The 16,261-nt window shown below is 68.1% G+C and carries 15 protein-coding genes; 8 read left to right on the top strand and 7 right to left on the bottom strand.

Annotation, left to right across the window (positions count from 1 at the left end; genetic code table 11):
• Nucleotides 1-27: 27 nt before the first annotated feature.
• The 4 genes from phnE to HMPREF2581_RS08110 are packed head-to-tail and all read right to left on the bottom strand — an operon-like array spanning nucleotide 28 to nucleotide 3,279.
• Complete coding sequence (phnE, locus tag HMPREF2581_RS08125) at nucleotides 28-798, bottom strand: phosphonate ABC transporter, permease protein PhnE (RefSeq protein WP_003138285.1); 771 nt, start codon at nucleotides 796-798, stop codon at nucleotides 28-30.
• A complete protein-coding gene (locus HMPREF2581_RS08120) occupies nucleotides 795-1,628 on the bottom strand; it encodes a PhnE/PtxC family ABC transporter permease (protein WP_003091683.1) in 834 nt (277 codons plus the stop codon). The genes phnE and HMPREF2581_RS08120 overlap by 4 nt, the downstream gene beginning before the upstream one ends.
• A complete protein-coding gene (locus tag HMPREF2581_RS08115; RefSeq protein WP_003138286.1) occupies nucleotides 1,622-2,425 on the bottom strand; it encodes a phosphonate ABC transporter ATP-binding protein in 804 nt (267 codons plus the stop codon). The genes HMPREF2581_RS08120 and HMPREF2581_RS08115 overlap by 7 nt, the downstream gene beginning before the upstream one ends.
• The gene (locus HMPREF2581_RS08110) at nucleotides 2,422-3,279 is read right to left on the bottom strand and encodes a putative selenate ABC transporter substrate-binding protein (RefSeq protein WP_003111582.1); all 858 of its coding nucleotides are present in this window, start codon (nucleotides 3,277-3,279) and stop codon (nucleotides 2,422-2,424) included. Before HMPREF2581_RS08110 ends, HMPREF2581_RS08115 begins: the two co-directional genes overlap by 4 nt.
• A 148-nt stretch (nucleotides 3,280-3,427) precedes the next feature.
• Here HMPREF2581_RS08110 and HMPREF2581_RS08105 point away from each other — a divergent pair, with 148 nt between their 5' ends.
• Entirely contained in the window at nucleotides 3,428-4,318 is an 891-nt protein-coding gene (locus HMPREF2581_RS08105) for an NAD(P)-dependent oxidoreductase (RefSeq protein ID WP_003113156.1), read from the top strand.
• Nucleotides 4,319-4,321: 3 nt separating this feature from the next.
• Here HMPREF2581_RS08105 and HMPREF2581_RS08100 read toward each other — a convergent pair whose 3' ends face one another.
• A complete protein-coding gene (locus HMPREF2581_RS08100) occupies nucleotides 4,322-6,502 on the bottom strand; it encodes a putative bifunctional diguanylate cyclase/phosphodiesterase (protein WP_016254263.1) in 2,181 nt (726 codons plus the stop codon).
• 331 nt (nucleotides 6,503-6,833) lie between these two features.
• Between HMPREF2581_RS08100 and HMPREF2581_RS08095 the strand changes: the two genes are divergently transcribed.
• Entirely contained in the window at nucleotides 6,834-8,489 is a 1,656-nt protein-coding gene (locus HMPREF2581_RS08095; RefSeq protein ID WP_003091675.1) for a phosphoethanolamine transferase, read from the top strand.
• 68 nt (nucleotides 8,490-8,557) lie between these two features.
• Here the strand turns inward: HMPREF2581_RS08095 and HMPREF2581_RS08090 are convergent, their stop codons facing one another.
• Entirely contained in the window at nucleotides 8,558-9,013 is a 456-nt protein-coding gene (locus HMPREF2581_RS08090; RefSeq protein WP_003091672.1) for a universal stress protein, read from the bottom strand.
• A gap of 282 nt (nucleotides 9,014-9,295) precedes the next feature.
• Complete coding sequence (gene rapA / locus HMPREF2581_RS08085) at nucleotides 9,296-12,148, bottom strand: RNA polymerase-associated protein RapA (protein WP_003138288.1); 2,853 nt, start codon at nucleotides 12,146-12,148, stop codon at nucleotides 9,296-9,298.
• Between the two features lie 235 nt (nucleotides 12,149-12,383).
• Between rapA and HMPREF2581_RS08080 the strand changes: the two genes are divergently transcribed.
• From HMPREF2581_RS08080 to HMPREF2581_RS08065, 6 genes are all read left to right on the top strand, one after another.
• On the top strand, nucleotides 12,384-12,692 hold the full coding sequence (locus HMPREF2581_RS08080) for a hypothetical protein (RefSeq protein WP_003122428.1): 309 nt from the start codon (nucleotides 12,384-12,386) through the stop codon (nucleotides 12,690-12,692).
• Between the two features lie 53 nt (nucleotides 12,693-12,745).
• Entirely contained in the window at nucleotides 12,746-13,348 is a 603-nt protein-coding gene (locus HMPREF2581_RS08075) for an alpha-ketoglutarate-dependent dioxygenase AlkB family protein (RefSeq protein WP_003138289.1), read from the top strand.
• Complete coding sequence (locus HMPREF2581_RS33140) at nucleotides 13,345-13,506, top strand: hypothetical protein (protein WP_003091659.1); 162 nt, start codon at nucleotides 13,345-13,347, stop codon at nucleotides 13,504-13,506. Before HMPREF2581_RS08075 ends, HMPREF2581_RS33140 begins: the two co-directional genes overlap by 4 nt.
• Nucleotides 13,507-13,754: 248 nt before the next feature.
• Nucleotides 13,755-13,868: a cytochrome c oxidase subunit CcoM gene (gene ccoM, locus HMPREF2581_RS33725; protein WP_003091657.1), complete on the top strand. Its 114-nt coding sequence runs from the start codon at nucleotides 13,755-13,757 to the stop codon at nucleotides 13,866-13,868.
• A 207-nt stretch (nucleotides 13,869-14,075) separates the two neighbouring features.
• A complete protein-coding gene (locus HMPREF2581_RS08070; RefSeq protein ID WP_003138290.1) occupies nucleotides 14,076-16,070 on the top strand; it encodes an FUSC family protein in 1,995 nt (664 codons plus the stop codon).
• Nucleotides 16,057-16,260 carry a DUF1656 domain-containing protein gene (locus HMPREF2581_RS08065; RefSeq protein WP_003091655.1) on the top strand — a complete coding sequence of 68 codons (204 nt, stop codon included), beginning with the start codon at nucleotides 16,057-16,059 and terminating at the stop codon, nucleotides 16,258-16,260. Before HMPREF2581_RS08070 ends, HMPREF2581_RS08065 begins: the two co-directional genes overlap by 14 nt.
• Nucleotide 16,261 lies beyond the last annotated feature (1 nt).

Genomic DNA, 16,261 nt, shown 5'->3' with positions numbered 1-16,261 from the left:
CGGGATTCGGAAATTTCTTAAGGGAGGTTATTGACTGACCCAGCGCTGCCGGGCCCAGGCGCTCAGGCTGTCGACCCCGAGCACCAGGATCAGCATGGCCAGGATCACCGTGGCGGCCTGGGCCTGCTGGAACAGGCTGAGGCTGAAATAGAGCATCTGCCCGAGCCCGCCGGCACCGACGAAGCCGAGCACGCTGGCCATGCGGATATTGTTCTCCCAGCGGTACAGGGTATAGGCCACCAGTTGCGGCCAGACCCCCGGCAGGGTGCCATAGGCGAATGCCGCGAGGCGTCCGCTGCCGGCCAGGCGCAAGGCCTCGGCGGGCTGCGCCGGGGTGTTCTCCAGGGCTTCGGCGAACAGCCGGCCGAGCACGCCGCCGGTGTGCAGCGCCAGGGCGAGGGTCCCGGCGTTCGGCCCGAGCCCGGCCGCCAGCACCATCAGCGCACCCCAGACCAGCTCCGGCACGGCGCGCAGCGCATTGAGCAGGAGTCGCGCCAGGCTCTGCGCCGGCACGCCGAAGCGACCCGCCGCCGGCAGCGCGAAGAGCAGGCCGAGCAGCGCCGCCAGCAGGGTGCCGATGGCCGACATGGCCAGGGTTTCCAGCAGCCCCCGGCCAATCGCCCGCAGGTGCGGGGCGGACAGGTCGGGCGGGAAGAACTCGCTGGCGTAGGCGGCCATCTGGCCCAGTCCCTTGCCGCTGAAAAGACCTGCGGTGGCCATGTCCAGGTAGGCGAACGAGGCGCCCACCGCGGCCACCACCAGCAGCGGCCAGAGCAGCAGGCGCCAGGTCCGGCTCATGCCAGCCTCCCGCGCAGGAAGCGGCTCAGCAGGTCGGCGAGGAGGACTAGCAGGAGGAAGGTCAGCAGGATGCTGGCAACCTCGCCGCCGGCGAACATCCGCAGCGACAGGTCGATCTGCTGGCCGAGGCCGCCGGCGCCGACGAAGCCCATCACCACCGAAGCGCGGATCGCGCACTCCCAGCGATAGACGGTGTAGGAAATCATTTCCCCGGCGGCGTTCGGCAGCACCCCGTAGGCGAACGCCGCCAGCCGCGATCCGCCGCCCAGCAGCAGGGCGCGGGTGGGGCGCGGATCCACCGACTCGAAGATTTCCGCGTAGACCTTGCCGAGCATGCCGGCATAGGTGATGGCGATGGCCAGCACCCCGGCGGTGGGCCCCAGGCCCACGGCGCGGACGAACAGCAGCGCCCAGACGATTTCCGGCACGCTGCGCAGGAGGATCAGCAGGCCACGCACCGGCCAGCGCAGCGCCCGTGCCCACCAGGCCGGCAGGCCGCCGCGCGGCAGCGCCGAGAGCGACAGGGCGCGGGTCGCCAGCAGTGCGGCGGGAAACGCCAGGAGCCAGGCCAGGGCCATGCCGGCGGTGGCGATGGCGAGGGTTTCCAGGGTCGCGCGGCCGAGCAGGGCGAGGAACTCGGGATCGTGCGCCAGCGGCCAGAAGCCGGCGAGGAAACCGCCCATGGTGCGCGCGTTGTCGCCGCTGAACAGGCCGGGGATATCCAGTTCGCTGAGGCGCAGCCCCGGCCAGAGCAGCAGCAACGCGGCCAGGGTCAGCAGCAGGCGCGGCAGGGCGGCGGGATCGCGCGGTGGAGAAGCGGCGTTCAGCATCGTGGGATGTGCACCACGGCGGGTTCGCTGGCCGGGCTGGCGCGCTCGGCCTGCAGTTGTTCGTTGGCGTAGAGGGCGTCCAGCGCGGCGCGGTCGACTTCGCCGGCGGGCAGGTCGAAGGCGATGCGTCCGGCGCGCAGGCCGATCACCCGGGGGAAGTGTTGCAACGCCAGGTCCACCGCGTGCAGGCTGGCCAGCAGGGTGCTGCCGCGCGCGGCGGCCTCGCGGTTGAGCAGGGCCAGGGTATGGCCGGCGAGCACTGGGTCCATGGCCGAGACCGGTTCGTCGGCGAGGATCAGCTCGGCGCGCTGGTAGAGCACCCGGGCGATGCCGACCCGCTGCAACTGGCCGCCGGAAAGCTGGTCGCAGCGCTGGAACAGCTTGTCGCCGAGATCCAGGCGTTGCAGCGCGTCGTGGGCGCCGGCGCGGTCCAGCGGATAGACCAGGCTGGCCAGGCTCTTCCACAGCGGCCACTGGCCGAGGCGTCCGGCCAGTACCGCGCTGACCACCCGCTGCCGTGGCGGCAGCGGCGGCGCCTGGTGGACCAGGCCGATGCGCGCGCGCAGGCGTTGGCGGGCGGCGGCGGATAGCGCCCAGGGCTCCTCGCCGAGCAGTTCGACACGGCCGGCGCTGGGCCGCCATTGGCTGGCGAGCACCCGCAGCAGGCTGGTCTTGCCGGCGCCGGAAGGTCCGATCAGGGCCACCCGTTCGCCAGCGGCCAGGCGCAGGCGGATGTCGGCAAGGGCGCGTTGGCCGTCGGCGTGGACCAGGTCCACGCCGTCGAGGCTCAGGCTCACTTCAGCAGGCCGGCGGCGCGTGCGGACTCCTCGATGCCCTTGTAGTTGTCCGGATTGGTCTCGATGAAGCGGCTGGCGGCCTGCAGGTCGAGGATCTCCTTGTCGGCCGGTTTCGCCGGGTCGAGGGCGAGGAAGGCCTGCTTGATCTTCTCGGCCAGGGCCGGGTCGAGGTTGCCGCGCACGGTCCAGTTGTAGTCGTAGTAGGTCGGCGTGGTGGCGAAGACCTTGACCTTGGCGGTATCGACCTTGCCGCTGTCCACCAGCTTCTGCCAGACCGAGGCGTTCAGCACGCCGGCGTCGACCTTGCCGGCCTGGACCCAGGCCGCGGTGGCGTCGTGGGCGCCGGAGTAGGCGACGCGGGAGAAGAACTGCTCGGGGACGATGCCGTCCTTCTGCATGAAGTAGCGCGGCATCAGGCTGCCCGAGGTGGAGGAGACCGAGCCGAAGGCGAAGGTCTTGCCCTTCAGGTCCTGCAGGGATTTCACTTGGGGATCGGCCGTGATGAATTTGCTGGTGAACTGCTGGTCCTGCTCGCGCTGCACCAGGGGGATGGCGTTGCCGGTCTTCAGCCGCGCCTGGACGAAGGTGAAGCCACCCAGCCAGGCCATGTCCAGGCGGTCGGCGGCCAGCGCCTCGACCACCCCGGCGTAGTCGGCCACCGGGACGAACTTCACCGGCATGCCGAGTTGCTTCTCCAGATAGGCGCCGAGCGGCTTGAACTTGCGCAGCAGTTCGGTGGGCGCTTCGTCGGGGATCGCCGAGACCTTGAGTTCTTTCAGGGCTTCGGCGTGGGCGAGCGCGGCGGACAGGGACAGGGCGATGCCGGCGGCGAGCGCCAGGGAGCGTTTCAACATGGGAGAGTTCTCCGGTTCAATGGCGGAAAAAACCCGGGGAGTATAGTGGTGCGCGGCCCGCTTGGGCAGCCGTCGCGGCGTTGCTCGCCGGCGCCTCGCGGGTAATATGGCGCTCCCCGTGCCCATTCGCTGCGTATTGGAGTCCGCCATGTCCGCTTCCCTGCCTTCCCTTGCCTTCGCCGGTCTCGGCCTGATGGGCGTGCCCATGTGCCGCCGGCTGCTGGCCGCCGGCTATCCGCTGGCGGTGTGGAACCGTTCGCCGGGCAAACGCGAGTTGCTCGCGGCCGAGGGCGCGAAAGCCGTGGAGGTCCCGGCCGAACTGGCCGCCGACGCGGAAATCCTGATGCTTTGCCTGGCCGATACCGCGGCGGTGCGCGAAGTGGTGTTCGGCGCCGGCGGCATCGTCGAGAACGCCAGGCCCGGGCAGTTGCTGGTGGATTTCTCCAGCGCCGAGCCGGCCGCCACCCGCGAGATGGCCGCCGAGCTGGAGGCGCGCTGCGGCGTGCGCTGGGTCGACGCGCCGGTCTCCGGCGGCACGCCGGGCGCGGAAAGCGGCAGCCTGGCGATCATGGCCGGCGGACGCGCAGCGGATATCGAGCGCCTGCGGCCGGTCCTCTCCCGGCTCGGCCAGCGCCTGACGCGCATGGGCGAGGTGGGCGCCGGGCAGGTGACCAAGGTCTGCAACCAGATGATCGTTGCCTGCAACGCCCTGGTGATCGCCGAAGTGGTGGCGCTGGCGGAGCGGGCCGGGGTCGACGCCAGCCTGGTCGCTCCGGCGCTGGCGGGCGGCTTCGCCGACTCGAAGCCGTTGCAGATCCTCGCCCCGCAAATGGCCGAGAGCCGTTACGAGCCGGTCAAGTGGCACGTACGGACCCTGCTCAAGGATCTCGATACCGCGGTGAAGCTGTCCCGCGAGCAAGGCGCGGCCACCCCGATGAGCGGGTTGGCCGCGCAGTTGATGCGTCTGCACGGCAGCCAGGGCTATCTCGAACGCGATCCGGCGACCCTGGTGGAGCAATACCGGACCGCCGTCGAGTGAACCTCAGGCCTGGTTCAGGCTGCGCAGCGGCGGCGCGGCGTCGAAGCGGTAGGCGCGGAGGAACTCTTCCAGGGCCGCCAGCGGCAGCGGCCGGCTGAACAGGTAGCCCTGCACCAGCTCGCAATGGTTCTCCCGCAGGAACGCCAGTTGCTGCGGGGTCTCCACGCCCTCGGCGACGACTTTCAGATGGAGCTTCTGGGCCATCGCGATGATCGCCTGGGCGATTTCCATGTCCCGCTGCGAGGCGGGGATGTCCATGATGAACGAGCGATCCACCTTCAGCGCGTCCAGCGGCAGGCGGCGCAGGTAGGCGAGCGACGAATAGCCGGTGCCGAAGTCGTCGATCGACAGGCTGACGCCCAGCTCGCGGAGGCGTTCGAGCAGCGGGATGGTCTGGTCGATGTTGTACATCAGCGCGTCCTCGGTCACCTCCAGTTCGAGGAAGCGCGCCGCCAGCCCGGCCTGGTCCAGCGCATGACGGACTTCGTCGACCAGGCTGGCCCGGCCGAGATTGCTGGCGCAGCAGTTGACCGCCACCCGCAGCCGTTCGTGGCCGGCCAGGTGCAGGCTGCGCAGGTCGCGGCAGGCGCGTCGCAGCACCCAGTCGTCGAGCTGGTCGATCATGCCGTTGGCTTCGGCCAGGCCGATGAAGCGGTCCGGACCGAGCAGGCCCTGGGTCGGATGGCGCCAGCGCACCAATGCCTCCAACTGGTGTACCTCGCCGTCGGCGAGGGCGAGGATCGGCTGGTAGTGCAGCTCCAGCTGGTCGTCGCGCAGGGCCTGGCGCAGTTCCTCCTCCATCTGCAGTTCCTGGGTCGCCCGCACCAGCAGTTGCCGGCTGAAGAACTGCGCGTTGTTGCGCCCGCAGGCCTTGGACTGGTGCAGGGCCAGGCCGGCGTTCTTCAGCAGCTCCTCGCACTGCTCGCCGTCGTTCGGGTAGAGGCTGACGCCGACGCTGGCGGTCATCACCAGGGTGCGCCCGTCCAGGGCGATGGGTTCCTTCATCTTCTGCATCAGGCGTTGCGAGAGGATGTGCGCCTCGTGGTCCTGGGTGAGGTCGGCGAGCACGCAGAACTCGTCGCCGGCGAAGCGCGCCACCACGTCGCTATCGCGCAACACGCTGCGGATGCGTTCGGAGACGATCTTCAGCAGCTCGTCGCCGGAGTCGTGGCCGAGGGAATCGTTGATCCGCTTGAAGTGATCGAGGTCGAGGAACATCACCGCCAGGCCCTTGCCTCTCAGGCGACAGTTCTCCAGGTGCTGGACGAACACTTCGTTGAATGCCGTGCGGTTCTGCAGGCCGGTCAGGCTGTCGTAGCGAGCCATCTGGCGCAGCGAGGCGTGGGCGTGGTCGAGCTGGTTGAGCAGGGCGTTGACCCGGCTGTTTTCGCTGAGCCGGCGCTCCCGTTGTTTCTCCGACCATGCGGCCCAGATGCCGCAGGCGGCGATGGCGCTGGCGAGCACTCCGGTGAGCCAGCCCAGGCGCAGCGAGTCGGCGCTGGCTTGCAGTTCCAGCGGCGTGCCGGCGGGTACGCTGAGCACCAGCGCGGCCATCCCGGTGAAATGCATGGCGGCGATGGCGCCGGCCAGCAGCAGGCTGGCGATCAGTTTCATGTAGCGGTAGCGCGCGCTGCGCCGGCCGCGCAGGTAGGGGACCGCGGCGAGGGCGGTGAAGGCGGCGCCGATGGCGATCAGTACCGAAAGGGCGAACAGCGATGGCTGGTAGTACTGGGTGGCCACCGAGCGCATCGCCGCCATCCCGGTGTAGTGCATGGCGGCGATGCCCAGGCCGATGCAGCAGGCGGCGAGCAGGCAGGGCAGTAGGCCGAAGCGCGGGCGGGCGGTCATGTACATCGCCAGGTACGAGGCGGCGACGGCGATCAGCAGCGACAGGCCGGTGATCGGCAGGTCGTAGCGCAGGGCGATCGGCGCGTGGAACGCGAGCATGGCGACGAAATGCGTGGCCCAGATGCCGCTGCCCAGGCAGAACGCCCCGACCCATTGCCAGCGGCGCGGGTGGCTCAGGCTGTTGCCGACCCGCTCGACCATGTCCAGCGCCGTGTACCCGGCGAGGCAGGCGACGAGGAAGGCGAGCGCCACCAGCGACGGAGAATAGGTGCAGTTCTGCAGCACGTAGCCGTCGACGGGAGACTCTCCGAGGAAGCGCAGGCCTTGCCAATCCATAGCGGTGTCTCCCTGGACACGGAAAACCCGCGGACGGCGCGGGCGCGGGCTGGGGATGGGGGTGGCATTGTGCTTCCAGTATAGATAGCGGGAGCCACCTGCAAGGTCGGCATGGAAGGAAGTCGCTGGCCGCCGACATACGGCCGGTTTCGGCATCTTCCCAGGGAGAAAAGGCATAGCTGAGCTTGTTCCGGCTCCATCGCCACGGGCATGATCGCTGCGCCCGCGAGGGCTCGCGAGGCTTCACGAAATTTTGACCAGGCGCCCGATAGAGTTCGGGCGCCCCGCCACGGGGGTGGCGGCGGTCCGTTACGTTTCAGGAGTTGCTTCAATGGGTGGGGGTATCAAGCGTTTCTTGCCGGCTATCGGTTCGACCCGGCTGGTGATGCTGTTCGCGCTGGTTCTGGTGGTGTTCTACAACGCGGCGACCTGGAAGGCCCTGCATGGCCTGGTGCCGCTGCAAGGCTTGAAGGGCTTCGCGTTCTTCGCTTCGTTCGCGGCGTTCCTGTGGGCCGCCTTCACGCTCCTGCTGACCCTGGTTTCCTTCCGCCCGCTGCTCAAGCCGGCCTTGACCCTGGTCGCCCTGTGCTCGGCCGGCGCGACCTACTTCATGGGTAGCTACGGCATCAGCATCGACACGGTGATGGTGCAGAACGTCTTCGAGACCAACGCCACCGAGGCCGGCGACCTGGTCAACCCAACCCTGCTCGGCTATCTGCTGTTGCTCGGTGTCCTGCCTTCGCTGCTGATCTGGCTCTGGCCGGTACGCTACCGGCCGTTCTTCCGCGGCCTGCTGAACAAGATCCTGACGCTGCTCGGCTGCCTGCTGATCGTCGCGGTAATGGTAGGCAGCTTCTATTCCACCTACGCGCCGATCTTCCGCGAGGAAGACAAGCTGACCCACTTCATCAACCCGACCAACTACATCTACGCGGTGGGCAAGTACGCCAAGCAGCGCCTGGTGATCAAGGAGCACCTGGTGGTCGAGCCGATCGGCCTGGACGCCCGCCAGGCGCCGGCTGCGCTGCAGCGACAGAAGAAATCGCTGCTGGTGTTCGTGGTCGGCGAGACCGCCCGTGCCGACCATTTCTCGCTGAACGGCTACGCCCGCGAGACCAACCCGGAGCTGAGCAAGCAGGACATCGTCAACTTCACCCAGGTCCGTTCCTGCGGCACTTCCACCGCGGTCTCGGTGCCCTGCATGTTCTCCCAGTACCCGCGCGAGGACTACAGCGACAAGAAGGCCAAGACCCACGAAGGCCTGCTGGACATTCTCCAGCGTGCCGGCGTGCAGGTGTTGTGGCTGGAGAACAACAGCGACTGCAAGGGCACCTGCCTGCGGGTGCCCAACCGGGACATCCCGAAGACCCAGCCGAGTCCGTTCTGCGACGGCAAGAACTGCCTGGACGAGTCGCTGCTGGTAGGCCTGCAGGAGTACATCGACGGGTTGCAGGACGACGCCATCATCGTCCTGCACTCCGATGGCAGCCACGGTCCCGAGTACTACGAGCGCTACCCGAAGGAGATGGAGCGCTTCCAGCCGGTATGCCGGACCAACCAGCTCGGCAGTTGCAGCAAGGAAGAGCTGGTGAACGTCTACGACAACACCATCCTCTATACCGACCACTTCCTGACGAAGGTGATCGAATTGCTCAAGCGGAATGCCGACAAGCGCGATACGGCGATGATCTACGTGTCCGACCACGGCGAGTCGCTGGGCGAGAATGGCGTCTACCTGCACGCGGCGCCCTATTCGATCGCGCCCCAGGCGCAGATCCACGTGCCGATGGTCATGTGGTTCGCCCCGCAGGCGCTGGGCAACTGGGGCATCCAGCGCAGTTGCCTGGACGGCAAGCGCGACGACAAGGACCTGAGCCACGACAACCTGTTCCACTCGGTTCTCGGCCTGCTGGACGTACAGACTTCGTTGTACCAGCCGGCGCTGGACATCTTCGCCAGTTGCCGCGCGCCCAGGGCAGCCCAGTGAGCGACGGGGGCTGAAAGAAAAAAGGCCGTGGAGGATTCCCCCCACGGCCTTTTTCGTCGGCTTTCGCCTTATTTGTCGCGGACCAGCAGGACCGGACGCGAAGCCACGCGGATCAGGCCTTCCGCCACGCTGCCGAGCATCAGGCGGCGCATGCCGCGACGACCATGGGTGCCCATGACCACCACGTCGGCATCGCTGGCCTGGGCCTCGAGCTCGATGCGCTCGGCGATTTCCTCGCTGGCGCGCTCCTGGCAGACGCGATCGAAGGTGGCGCCTTCGACGTTGCTCGCCTCGACCTTCTCGCGGGCCTTGGCCAGGACGTCATCGGCGGCTTTCAGCGCGGCTTCGCGCAGCGGCTCGGGGTTGTAGTACACCGCGTAGTCGGGAAGGTGGCGCAGCGGGCTGTCGACGATGGTGATGACGCGCAGCTTGCCGCCGCTGAGGCCGGCCAGCTTGATGGCCTCTTCCAGGGCGCGGTCGGAGACCGGGCTGCCGTCCACGGCTACCAGAATGCGATCGTACATAAGGTGTCCCTCCAGAGTGAGTGTCCGCCCGCCGGGCGTTCTTGAAACTTCAAGGACACTGTAGACCCTCGCGGCCGGCGGACCTTTGCCGGAGGTCAATAAGTCGCAGGGCGACCGTCGCGATTCCGCTGCGACGCCTGGCTCGCGGCCCGGCGGGGGCCGGGGAACGGGGCGAACGGTCGCCGCGCGGCCATTCGCCGTTGCGGCCTTCGCTGGAAATGAAATGAAAGAAGCCATGGGGGATGCCCATGGCTTCTCGTTTCGCGCAGCCGTTGCCGGGCGTCAGCCGGCGACCAGGATGCGGATCGCCTCGAGGCGCAGGGAGGCCTTGTCGAGCAGGGCCAGGCCTTCCTCGCGCTGGGTGCGCAGGCTGTCCAGCTCGCTGTCGCGGACGCTCGGGTTGACCGCCTTGAGCGCGGTCAGGCGCGCCAGTTCCTCGTCCATGGCGGCGGCGAACTGCTGCTTGGCCCTGGCCACGCGTTCCTCGTGGCGCGGGACGATCTTGCCCTCGGCCACGTCGAACTGCTTGGCCAGCACATCGCGCTGGGCCTGGACGAACTTGTTGGCGCTGACCCGTGGCACGCTTTCCAGCTGGTCGTTGAGGGTTTCCAGGGACACCCGGCCGGCCAGGTCGTTGCCGTTGGCGTCGAGCAGGCAGCGCAGGGCCTGCGGCGGCAGCCAGCGGCCGAGCTGGAGGGCGCGCGGTGCCACGGCTTCGCTGACGAACAGGAGTTCGAGCAGCACGGTGCCGGGCTTCAGCGCCTTGTTCTTGATCAGCGCCACCGAGGTGTTGCCCATCGAGCCGGACAGCACCAGGTCCATGCCGCCCTGAACCATCGGATGTTCCCAGGTGAGGAACTGCATGTCCTCGCGGGCCAGCGCCTGGGCACGGTCGTAGGTGATGGTCACGCCTTCGTCGTCGCCGAGGGGGAAGCCGGCGTCGAGCATCTTCTCGCTTGGCTTGAGGATCAGGGCATTTTCCGAATGGTCTTCGCTGTGGATGCCGTAGGCGTCGAACAGGCGCTCCATGTAGATCGGCAGGGCGAAGTCGTCGTCCTGTTCCTCGATGGCCTCCACCAGCGCCTCGCCTTCGCCGGCGCCGCCGGAGTTCAGCTCCAGCAGGCGGTCGCGACCGCTGTGCAGCTCCGCTTCGAGGGCTTCGCGACGGGCGCGGCCTTCGGCGAGCAGCGCGTCCCAGGCCTTGTCCTCGCCGCCGTCGAGCAGCGGCAGCAGGCGCGGGCCGAACTCGTGTTGCAGGGCGTTGCCGGTGGGGCAGGTATTGAGGAAGGCGTTCAGCGCCTGGTTATACCACTGGAACAGGCGCTGCTGGGCGCTGTTCTCCAGGTGCGGTACGTGCAACTGGATGGTGTGTCGCTGGCCGATCCGGTCGAGGCGGCCGATGCGCTGCTCGAGCAGGTCCGGGTGGGCCGGCAGGTCGAACAGCACCAGATGGTGGGCGAACTGGAAGTTGCGGCCTTCGCTGCCGATTTCCGAGCAGATCAGCACCTGGGCGCCGAACTCTTCGTCGGCGAAGTAGGCGGCGGCGCGGTCGCGCTCGAGAATGCTCATGCCTTCGTGGAACACCGTGGCGGAGATGCCCGAACGCAGGCGCAGGGCGTCTTCCAGGTCGAGGGCCGTCTCGGCGTGGGCACAGATGACCAGGACCTTGAACTGCTTGAGCATCTTCAGGGTATCGATCAGCCACTCGACGCGCGGGTCGAAGCGCCACCAGCGGTTGTTGTCGTCGCCGTCTTCCCACTGCTGCTGGAAATTCACTTCCGGATACAGGTCCGGGTGTTCGCCGGCCGGCAATTCCTCGTACTGGCTCGGCATCGGCAACGGATAGGCGTGCAGTTCGCGCTGGGGGAAGCCCTGCACGGCGGCACGGGTGTTGCGGAACAGCACGCGGCCGGTGCCGTGGCGGTCGAGCAGTTCGCGGACCAGGCGCGAGCGAGCTTCTTCATCGCCGCCCTCGACGCTGGCCAGCAGCTCGTCGCCCTCGCTGCCGAGGAAGCCGTGGATGGCCTTGCGCGCGCCGGCGGAAAGACTGCCGTGGTCGAGCAGTTCCTGCACCGCTTCGGCGACCGGACGATATTGCTCGCTCTCCCGGCGGAACGCTTCGAGGTCGTGGAAACGATTCGGATCGAGCAGGCGCAGGCGCGCGAAGTGGCTGTCCTGGCCGAGTTGCTCCGGGGTCGCGGTGAGCAACAGGACGCCGGGAATGATCTCCGCCAGTTGCTCGACCAGCGCGTATTCGGCGCTGACCTGGTCCTGGTGCCAGACCAGGTGGTGGGCTTCGTCGACCACCAGCAGGTCCCAGCCGGCGGCGAACAGGGCGTCCTGGGCGCGTTCGTCTTCCTTCAGCCACTCCAGGGCGACCAGGGCCAACTGGGTGTCCTCGAAGGGATTGCTGGCATCGCTTTCGGCGAAGCGCTCCTTGTCGAACAGGGCCACCTGCAGGTTGAAGCGCCGGCGCATCTCCACCAGCCACTGGTGCTGGAGGTTTTCCGGAACCAGGATCAGCACCCGCCCGGCGCGGCCGGAAAGCAACTGGCGATGGATGATCAGGCCGGCCTCGATGGTCTTGCCCAGGCCCACTTCGTCGGCCAGCAGGACGCGCGGCGCCATGCGGTCGGCGACTTCGCGGGCGATGTGCAACTGGTGGGCGATCGGCTGGGCGCGGGCGCCGCCGAGGCCCCAGAGCGAGGACTGGAGCAGTTGGCTGCGGCGTTCGAGAGTGTGGTAGCGCAGGGAGAACCAGGGCAGGGGATCGATCTGTCCGGCGAACAGACGGTCGCTGGCGAGGCGGAACTGGATGAAGTTGGAGAGCTGGGTTTCCGGCAGGGTGCGCTGCTCGTTCTGCGCGGTGAGGCCGTGGTACACCAATAGGCCCTCGCTTTCCTCGACCTCGCGGACGGTCATCTTCCAGCCTTCGAAGTGCGTCACTTCATCGCCGGGGGCGAAGCGCACGCGGGTCAGCGGCGCATTGCGCAAGGCGTACTGGCGGGTATCGCCGGTCGCCGGATAGAGCACGGTGAGCAGGCGGCCATCCTGGGCCAGGATGGTCCCCAGGCCCAATTCCGCTTCACTGTCGCTGATCCAGCGTTGCCCCGGTTGATACTGCGCCATGTCCACCTCCCAAAAAAGCCGGGTATGGTACCGCAACGCGTGGCGTTGAGCGACGCTTGGCGATGGATTGCGTGTTGCGCCAGGGCTTCGTCGGAGAGCCGTCCGTCGGTACGGGAGCGACCGCCTGGCGGCTGGTTCTCAAGTCGAGCGGCGGGTCGACCGATAACCCTTGTAGAAGAACGCCGCAAACCGGCACGCTGCGAGAACCCATGACGCGGCACTACCCAGAGAGGTTGCCTGCATGCTTCCGCCGATCCCCCAGGGCCTGATCCCGGTCACCGTCCAGCAGGACCCGCCCAAGCCCCGTCCGGCCACGCCGCCGGTCGCGCCGACCCAGGCTGGCGCGGGCAGCGATGGCGTCGCCTTGCGCCAGGAGCGCGACGAGGAAAGCTGGCTGGAAGAGGAATACCGCCGTCGCCAGCGCCGCCAGGGCGGCGAGGCGCACGCGCGGAGCGACGAGGGGGACGAGGCGCCGGCTGACGAGGCGGGGGAGAGCGCCCAGGCGGACGAGCCGCCGCGCAAGGGACAATTGATCGACATCGAAGTGTAACCCTGGTTTTCCAGGCTTCAGCAGCGGCCTTGCGGCGTAGTAACCTGCGGCCCATGGACCTGTTCGCCGACGCACCCCTGACCCTGCCGGACGCCGACCTGCGCTATCTCCCGCATTGGCTGGATGCGCCGCTGGCGAGCGCCTGGCTGTTGCGCCTGGAACAGGAAACGCCCTGGGAACAGCCGATCCTGCGCATCCATGGCGAGGAGCACCCGACCCCGCGCCTGGTGGCCTGGTACGGTGACCCGGAAGCCGCCTACCGTTATTCCGGCCAGGTCCACCGGCCGCTGCCATGGACCGCGTTGCTCGGCGAGATCCGCGAGCGCGTGGAGCGCGAGATCGGCCAGCGGGTCAACGGCGTGCTGCTGAACTACTACCGCGACGGCCAGGACTCCATGGGCTGGCACAGCGACGACGAGCCAGAGCTGCGCCGCGATCCGCTGGTCGCCTCGCTCAGTCTCGGCGGCAGCCGCCGCTTCGACCTGCGGCGCAAGGGCCAGACCCGCATCGCCCATTCCCTGGAACTGACCCATGGCAGCCTGCTGGTCATGCGCGGCGCAACCCAGCATCATTGGCAACATCAGGTGGCGAAGACCCGCCGCTCCTGCATGCCCCGTTTGAACCTGACCTTCCGCCTGGTGTATCCCCAGCCATGAACGACGACGACAAGGTGATCGACCTCAGCGCCGAGCGCGACAAGCGCATCCACGACGTGCACGAGAAGCGCCTGCAGGAGGTCCGCAAGGCCTTCGAACAGGTGTTGCCGCTGGGCAAGCCGCGGAAGAAGCCGAAAGGCAAGCCGAAGAAGCGCTGAAGCCTCCGCCGCCGCGTTCGCCGGCGGCGCATTCCTGCGGGCAACGTGCGGCGATCGGGCAGGTTTCTCCCGGTTATCTGCGGCGTCCGACCGCATTCTCCCTCCTGCGAAACTTGACCTGGGTCAGTGTCATGCACCTGGCCGAAAAAGCCCGTCCGGGCGATTGATCCAGGTCAATATTGCGCCGCCGCGCCTCGCTAATCTGAGCCCATCGAGCAACACCCAACCGGCAACTGGAGGCCATCAACATGTTCATCGACGAAGTGGTTCTCGCAGGGATTCTTACGGTAGGCCTCATGGTCGCTTTCTTCGGTGGGGTCGGTTACTTCATCTGGAAGGATTCCCATAGCCGCAAAGGCTGATCCTCCCGGATACACAGAGCACGCAAGGCACTTAGGGCGACTTCGGTCGCCCGTTTTTTTGCGCCTGGAAAAACACCGGCGCAGCGATCGGGATACTACGAATGTCGCTGGACGATATTGTTAGCAACCTAATAATATAGGCTGCACATATCGCCTCGGCGTTCGCCGGCTATCTATGCTGATGTAGACCCCGTTTCGGAAGACCCTGTGCCCATTCACTGGAAGCCGTTCCTGGCACCCTCGACGCTGGCGCTCAAGTTCGCCATCAAGACGCTCCTGGCCGGCGGCCTGGCGTTGTGGTGCGCCTTTCGCTTCGACCTGGAGCAGCCGCAATGGGCGCTGATGACCGTGCTGATCGTGTCCCAGCCGTTGTCCGGCATGGTGGTGGCGAAGGGCTTGTTCCGCCTGCTCGGCACCCTGGTCGGCACCGCGATGTCGGTGCTGATGATCGCGCTGTTCGCCCAGGCGCCCTGGTTGTTCCTGCTGGCCATCTCGCTCTGGCTGGGGCTCTGCACGGCGGCCTCGACCTCCCTGCGCAACCACGTTTCCTATGCCTTCGTACTTTCCGGCTATACCGTGGCGATCATTGGCCTGCCAGCGGTGGACCAGCCGCTGCTGGTCTTCGAGCAGGCGGTGGCGCGTTGTACCGAGATCTGCCTGGGGATCATCTGCGCCTCGGCGGTCAGTGCGATCCTCTGGCCGCAGCGGGTCGAGCAGAACCTCGACAAGCAGGCCCACGCCACCTGGCTGCTGGGCATGCAGGCCGCGCGCGGCGAGATCGACCCGCGCCAGCGGCAGCCGCAGGGGCTGCTCAACGCGCTGAGCAAGATCGTCGAGGTCGATGCGCAGCGCGACCATGCCTGGTTCGAGGGCGAGCGCGGGCGGCGCCGGGCCGGCGCCCTGGCGTTGCTCTCGCGCGACCTGCTCAGCCTGTTGCGCACCGCGCGCGGCGTGGCCCGGCAACGGGCGCGGCTGAGCGACGAGGATGAGCGCCAGGTGGAGCGCTGGCTGGCCGCGCTGGCCAGCGCCCTGGAAGGAACCGATCCGGCGTCGATGCAGGCGCTGCGCGAGGAGTTGGCGCAGGTCGCGGTCGAGCCGCAGTGGAGCAACGACCAGCGTTACCTGCTGACCCGCTGCTCGGTGCTGCTGCTCAAGGCGGTGAATGCCGAGAAGGGCATGCGCGCGGTGGCCAGCGGCGAGGTCGAGGGGCGGGTGGGCAGCGCCGGCACCCTGTCCTGGCACCGCGACCTGCAGATGGCGCTGTTCTACGGCGCGCGTAGCGCCCTGGCGTTGCTCGGGCTGTCGGTCTACTGGATCTATACCGCGTGGCCGGCGGCGTCCGGCGCGATGCTGCTGGCGGCGGTGGTGTGCAGCCTGTTCGCCAACCGCGACAACGCGGTGGCCATCGGCCTGAGCTTCCTGCGCGGCATCGTCTACGCGATCCCGGCGGCGATGCTGGTCAGCCAGTGGCTGCTGCCGCAGTGGAATGGCTTCCCGCTGCTCTGCCTGGCGATGGGCGTGCCGCTGTTCTTCGCCACCCTGGGCATGGCCGTACCGGTCACCGCCGGCACCGCCACCTCGTTCGCGATCCACTTCATCGTCCTGGTCGCGCCGCGCAACCAGATGGACTACGACCTCGCGACCCTGCTGAATTCCGCCCAGGGCGTGCTGATCGGAGTCGGCTTCGCGGTGGTGATCTTCCGCTTGCTGACCTTGCGTCCGGGCTGGCTGACCCGACGCCTGCTGGACGCCACCTGCGTCGACCTCGGCCGCCTCACCCGGCGCCCGCTGGCGCAGGCGGAGAACTGGTTCGGCGGGCGCATGGCCGACCGCCTGTTGCGCCTGGCGCGGCACGCCAACCTGTTGCCGGAGCAGGAGCGGCGGCGTTGGGACGATGGCCTCCTGGCGCTCGACCTGGGTAACGAACTGATCCACCTGCGGGCCTGCCTGGAAGGCGCCCGTGGCGTCCTGCGCAAGGCGCGCGACCGCTTCCTCGGGGAACTGGGCGAACTGCTTGAGGCCGGTCCCGCGGGGCCGCGCAGCGACCGCCTGGAACGGATCAGCCTGCCGTTGCGCGAAGCCCTGGAGCGCGACGCTCGCCACGACGACGAAGCCAGCCGCCTGGCGCGCGCGGCCCTGGCGCAACTGCTGTTCACCTGGCAGCAGTGGTGCCATCAGGAGGAAAGCCATGAGTCTGCATGAGTCGGCCTGGGGCGGCGTCTACCTCAGCCCGCTGTTCGTCTATGCCCTGCTGGCGCTGGCGGCCACCGCCGCGCTGCGGGTGCTGATCCAGAAAACGCCGTTGCGTCGCTGGGTCTGGCACGAGGCGCTGTTCGACTGCGCCCTGTTCATTTTGATGTTGAGTGGCATTACCTGGGCGGCCACGACCTGAA

The sequence above is a fragment of the Pseudomonas sp. HMSC057H01 genome, from assembly GCF_001836405.1.
GTDB lineage: Bacteria > Pseudomonadota > Gammaproteobacteria > Pseudomonadales > Pseudomonadaceae > Pseudomonas > Pseudomonas aeruginosa.
The sequence above is the reverse complement of the archived record's forward strand: the minus strand, read 5'-3'. Positions and strand labels throughout refer to the sequence as shown.

Excerpts from the sequence above, each read along its gene's own strand:
- phnE (WP_003138285.1), bottom strand. The coding sequence starts at position 798 with ATGAGCCGGACCTGGCGCCTGCTGCTCTGGCCGCTGCTGGTGGTGGCC.
- HMPREF2581_RS08120 (WP_003091683.1), bottom strand. The coding sequence starts at position 1,628 with ATGCTGAACGCCGCTTCTCCACCGCGCGATCCCGCCGCCCTGCCGCGC.
- HMPREF2581_RS08110 (WP_003111582.1), bottom strand. The coding sequence starts at position 3,279 with ATGTTGAAACGCTCCCTGGCGCTCGCCGCCGGCATCGCCCTGTCCCTG.
- HMPREF2581_RS08105 (WP_003113156.1), top strand. The coding sequence starts at position 3,428 with ATGTCCGCTTCCCTGCCTTCCCTTGCCTTCGCCGGTCTCGGCCTGATG.
- HMPREF2581_RS08100 (WP_016254263.1), bottom strand. The coding sequence starts at position 6,502 with ATGGATTGGCAAGGCCTGCGCTTCCTCGGAGAGTCTCCCGTCGACGGC.
- HMPREF2581_RS08095 (WP_003091675.1), top strand. The coding sequence starts at position 6,834 with ATGGGTGGGGGTATCAAGCGTTTCTTGCCGGCTATCGGTTCGACCCGG.
- HMPREF2581_RS08090 (WP_003091672.1), bottom strand. The coding sequence starts at position 9,013 with ATGTACGATCGCATTCTGGTAGCCGTGGACGGCAGCCCGGTCTCCGAC.
- HMPREF2581_RS08080 (WP_003122428.1), top strand. The coding sequence starts at position 12,384 with ATGCTTCCGCCGATCCCCCAGGGCCTGATCCCGGTCACCGTCCAGCAG.
- HMPREF2581_RS08075 (WP_003138289.1), top strand. The coding sequence starts at position 12,746 with ATGGACCTGTTCGCCGACGCACCCCTGACCCTGCCGGACGCCGACCTG.
- HMPREF2581_RS33140 (WP_003091659.1), top strand. The coding sequence starts at position 13,345 with ATGAACGACGACGACAAGGTGATCGACCTCAGCGCCGAGCGCGACAAG.
- ccoM (WP_003091657.1), top strand. The coding sequence starts at position 13,755 with ATGTTCATCGACGAAGTGGTTCTCGCAGGGATTCTTACGGTAGGCCTC.
- HMPREF2581_RS08065 (WP_003091655.1), top strand. The coding sequence starts at position 16,057 with ATGAGTCTGCATGAGTCGGCCTGGGGCGGCGTCTACCTCAGCCCGCTG.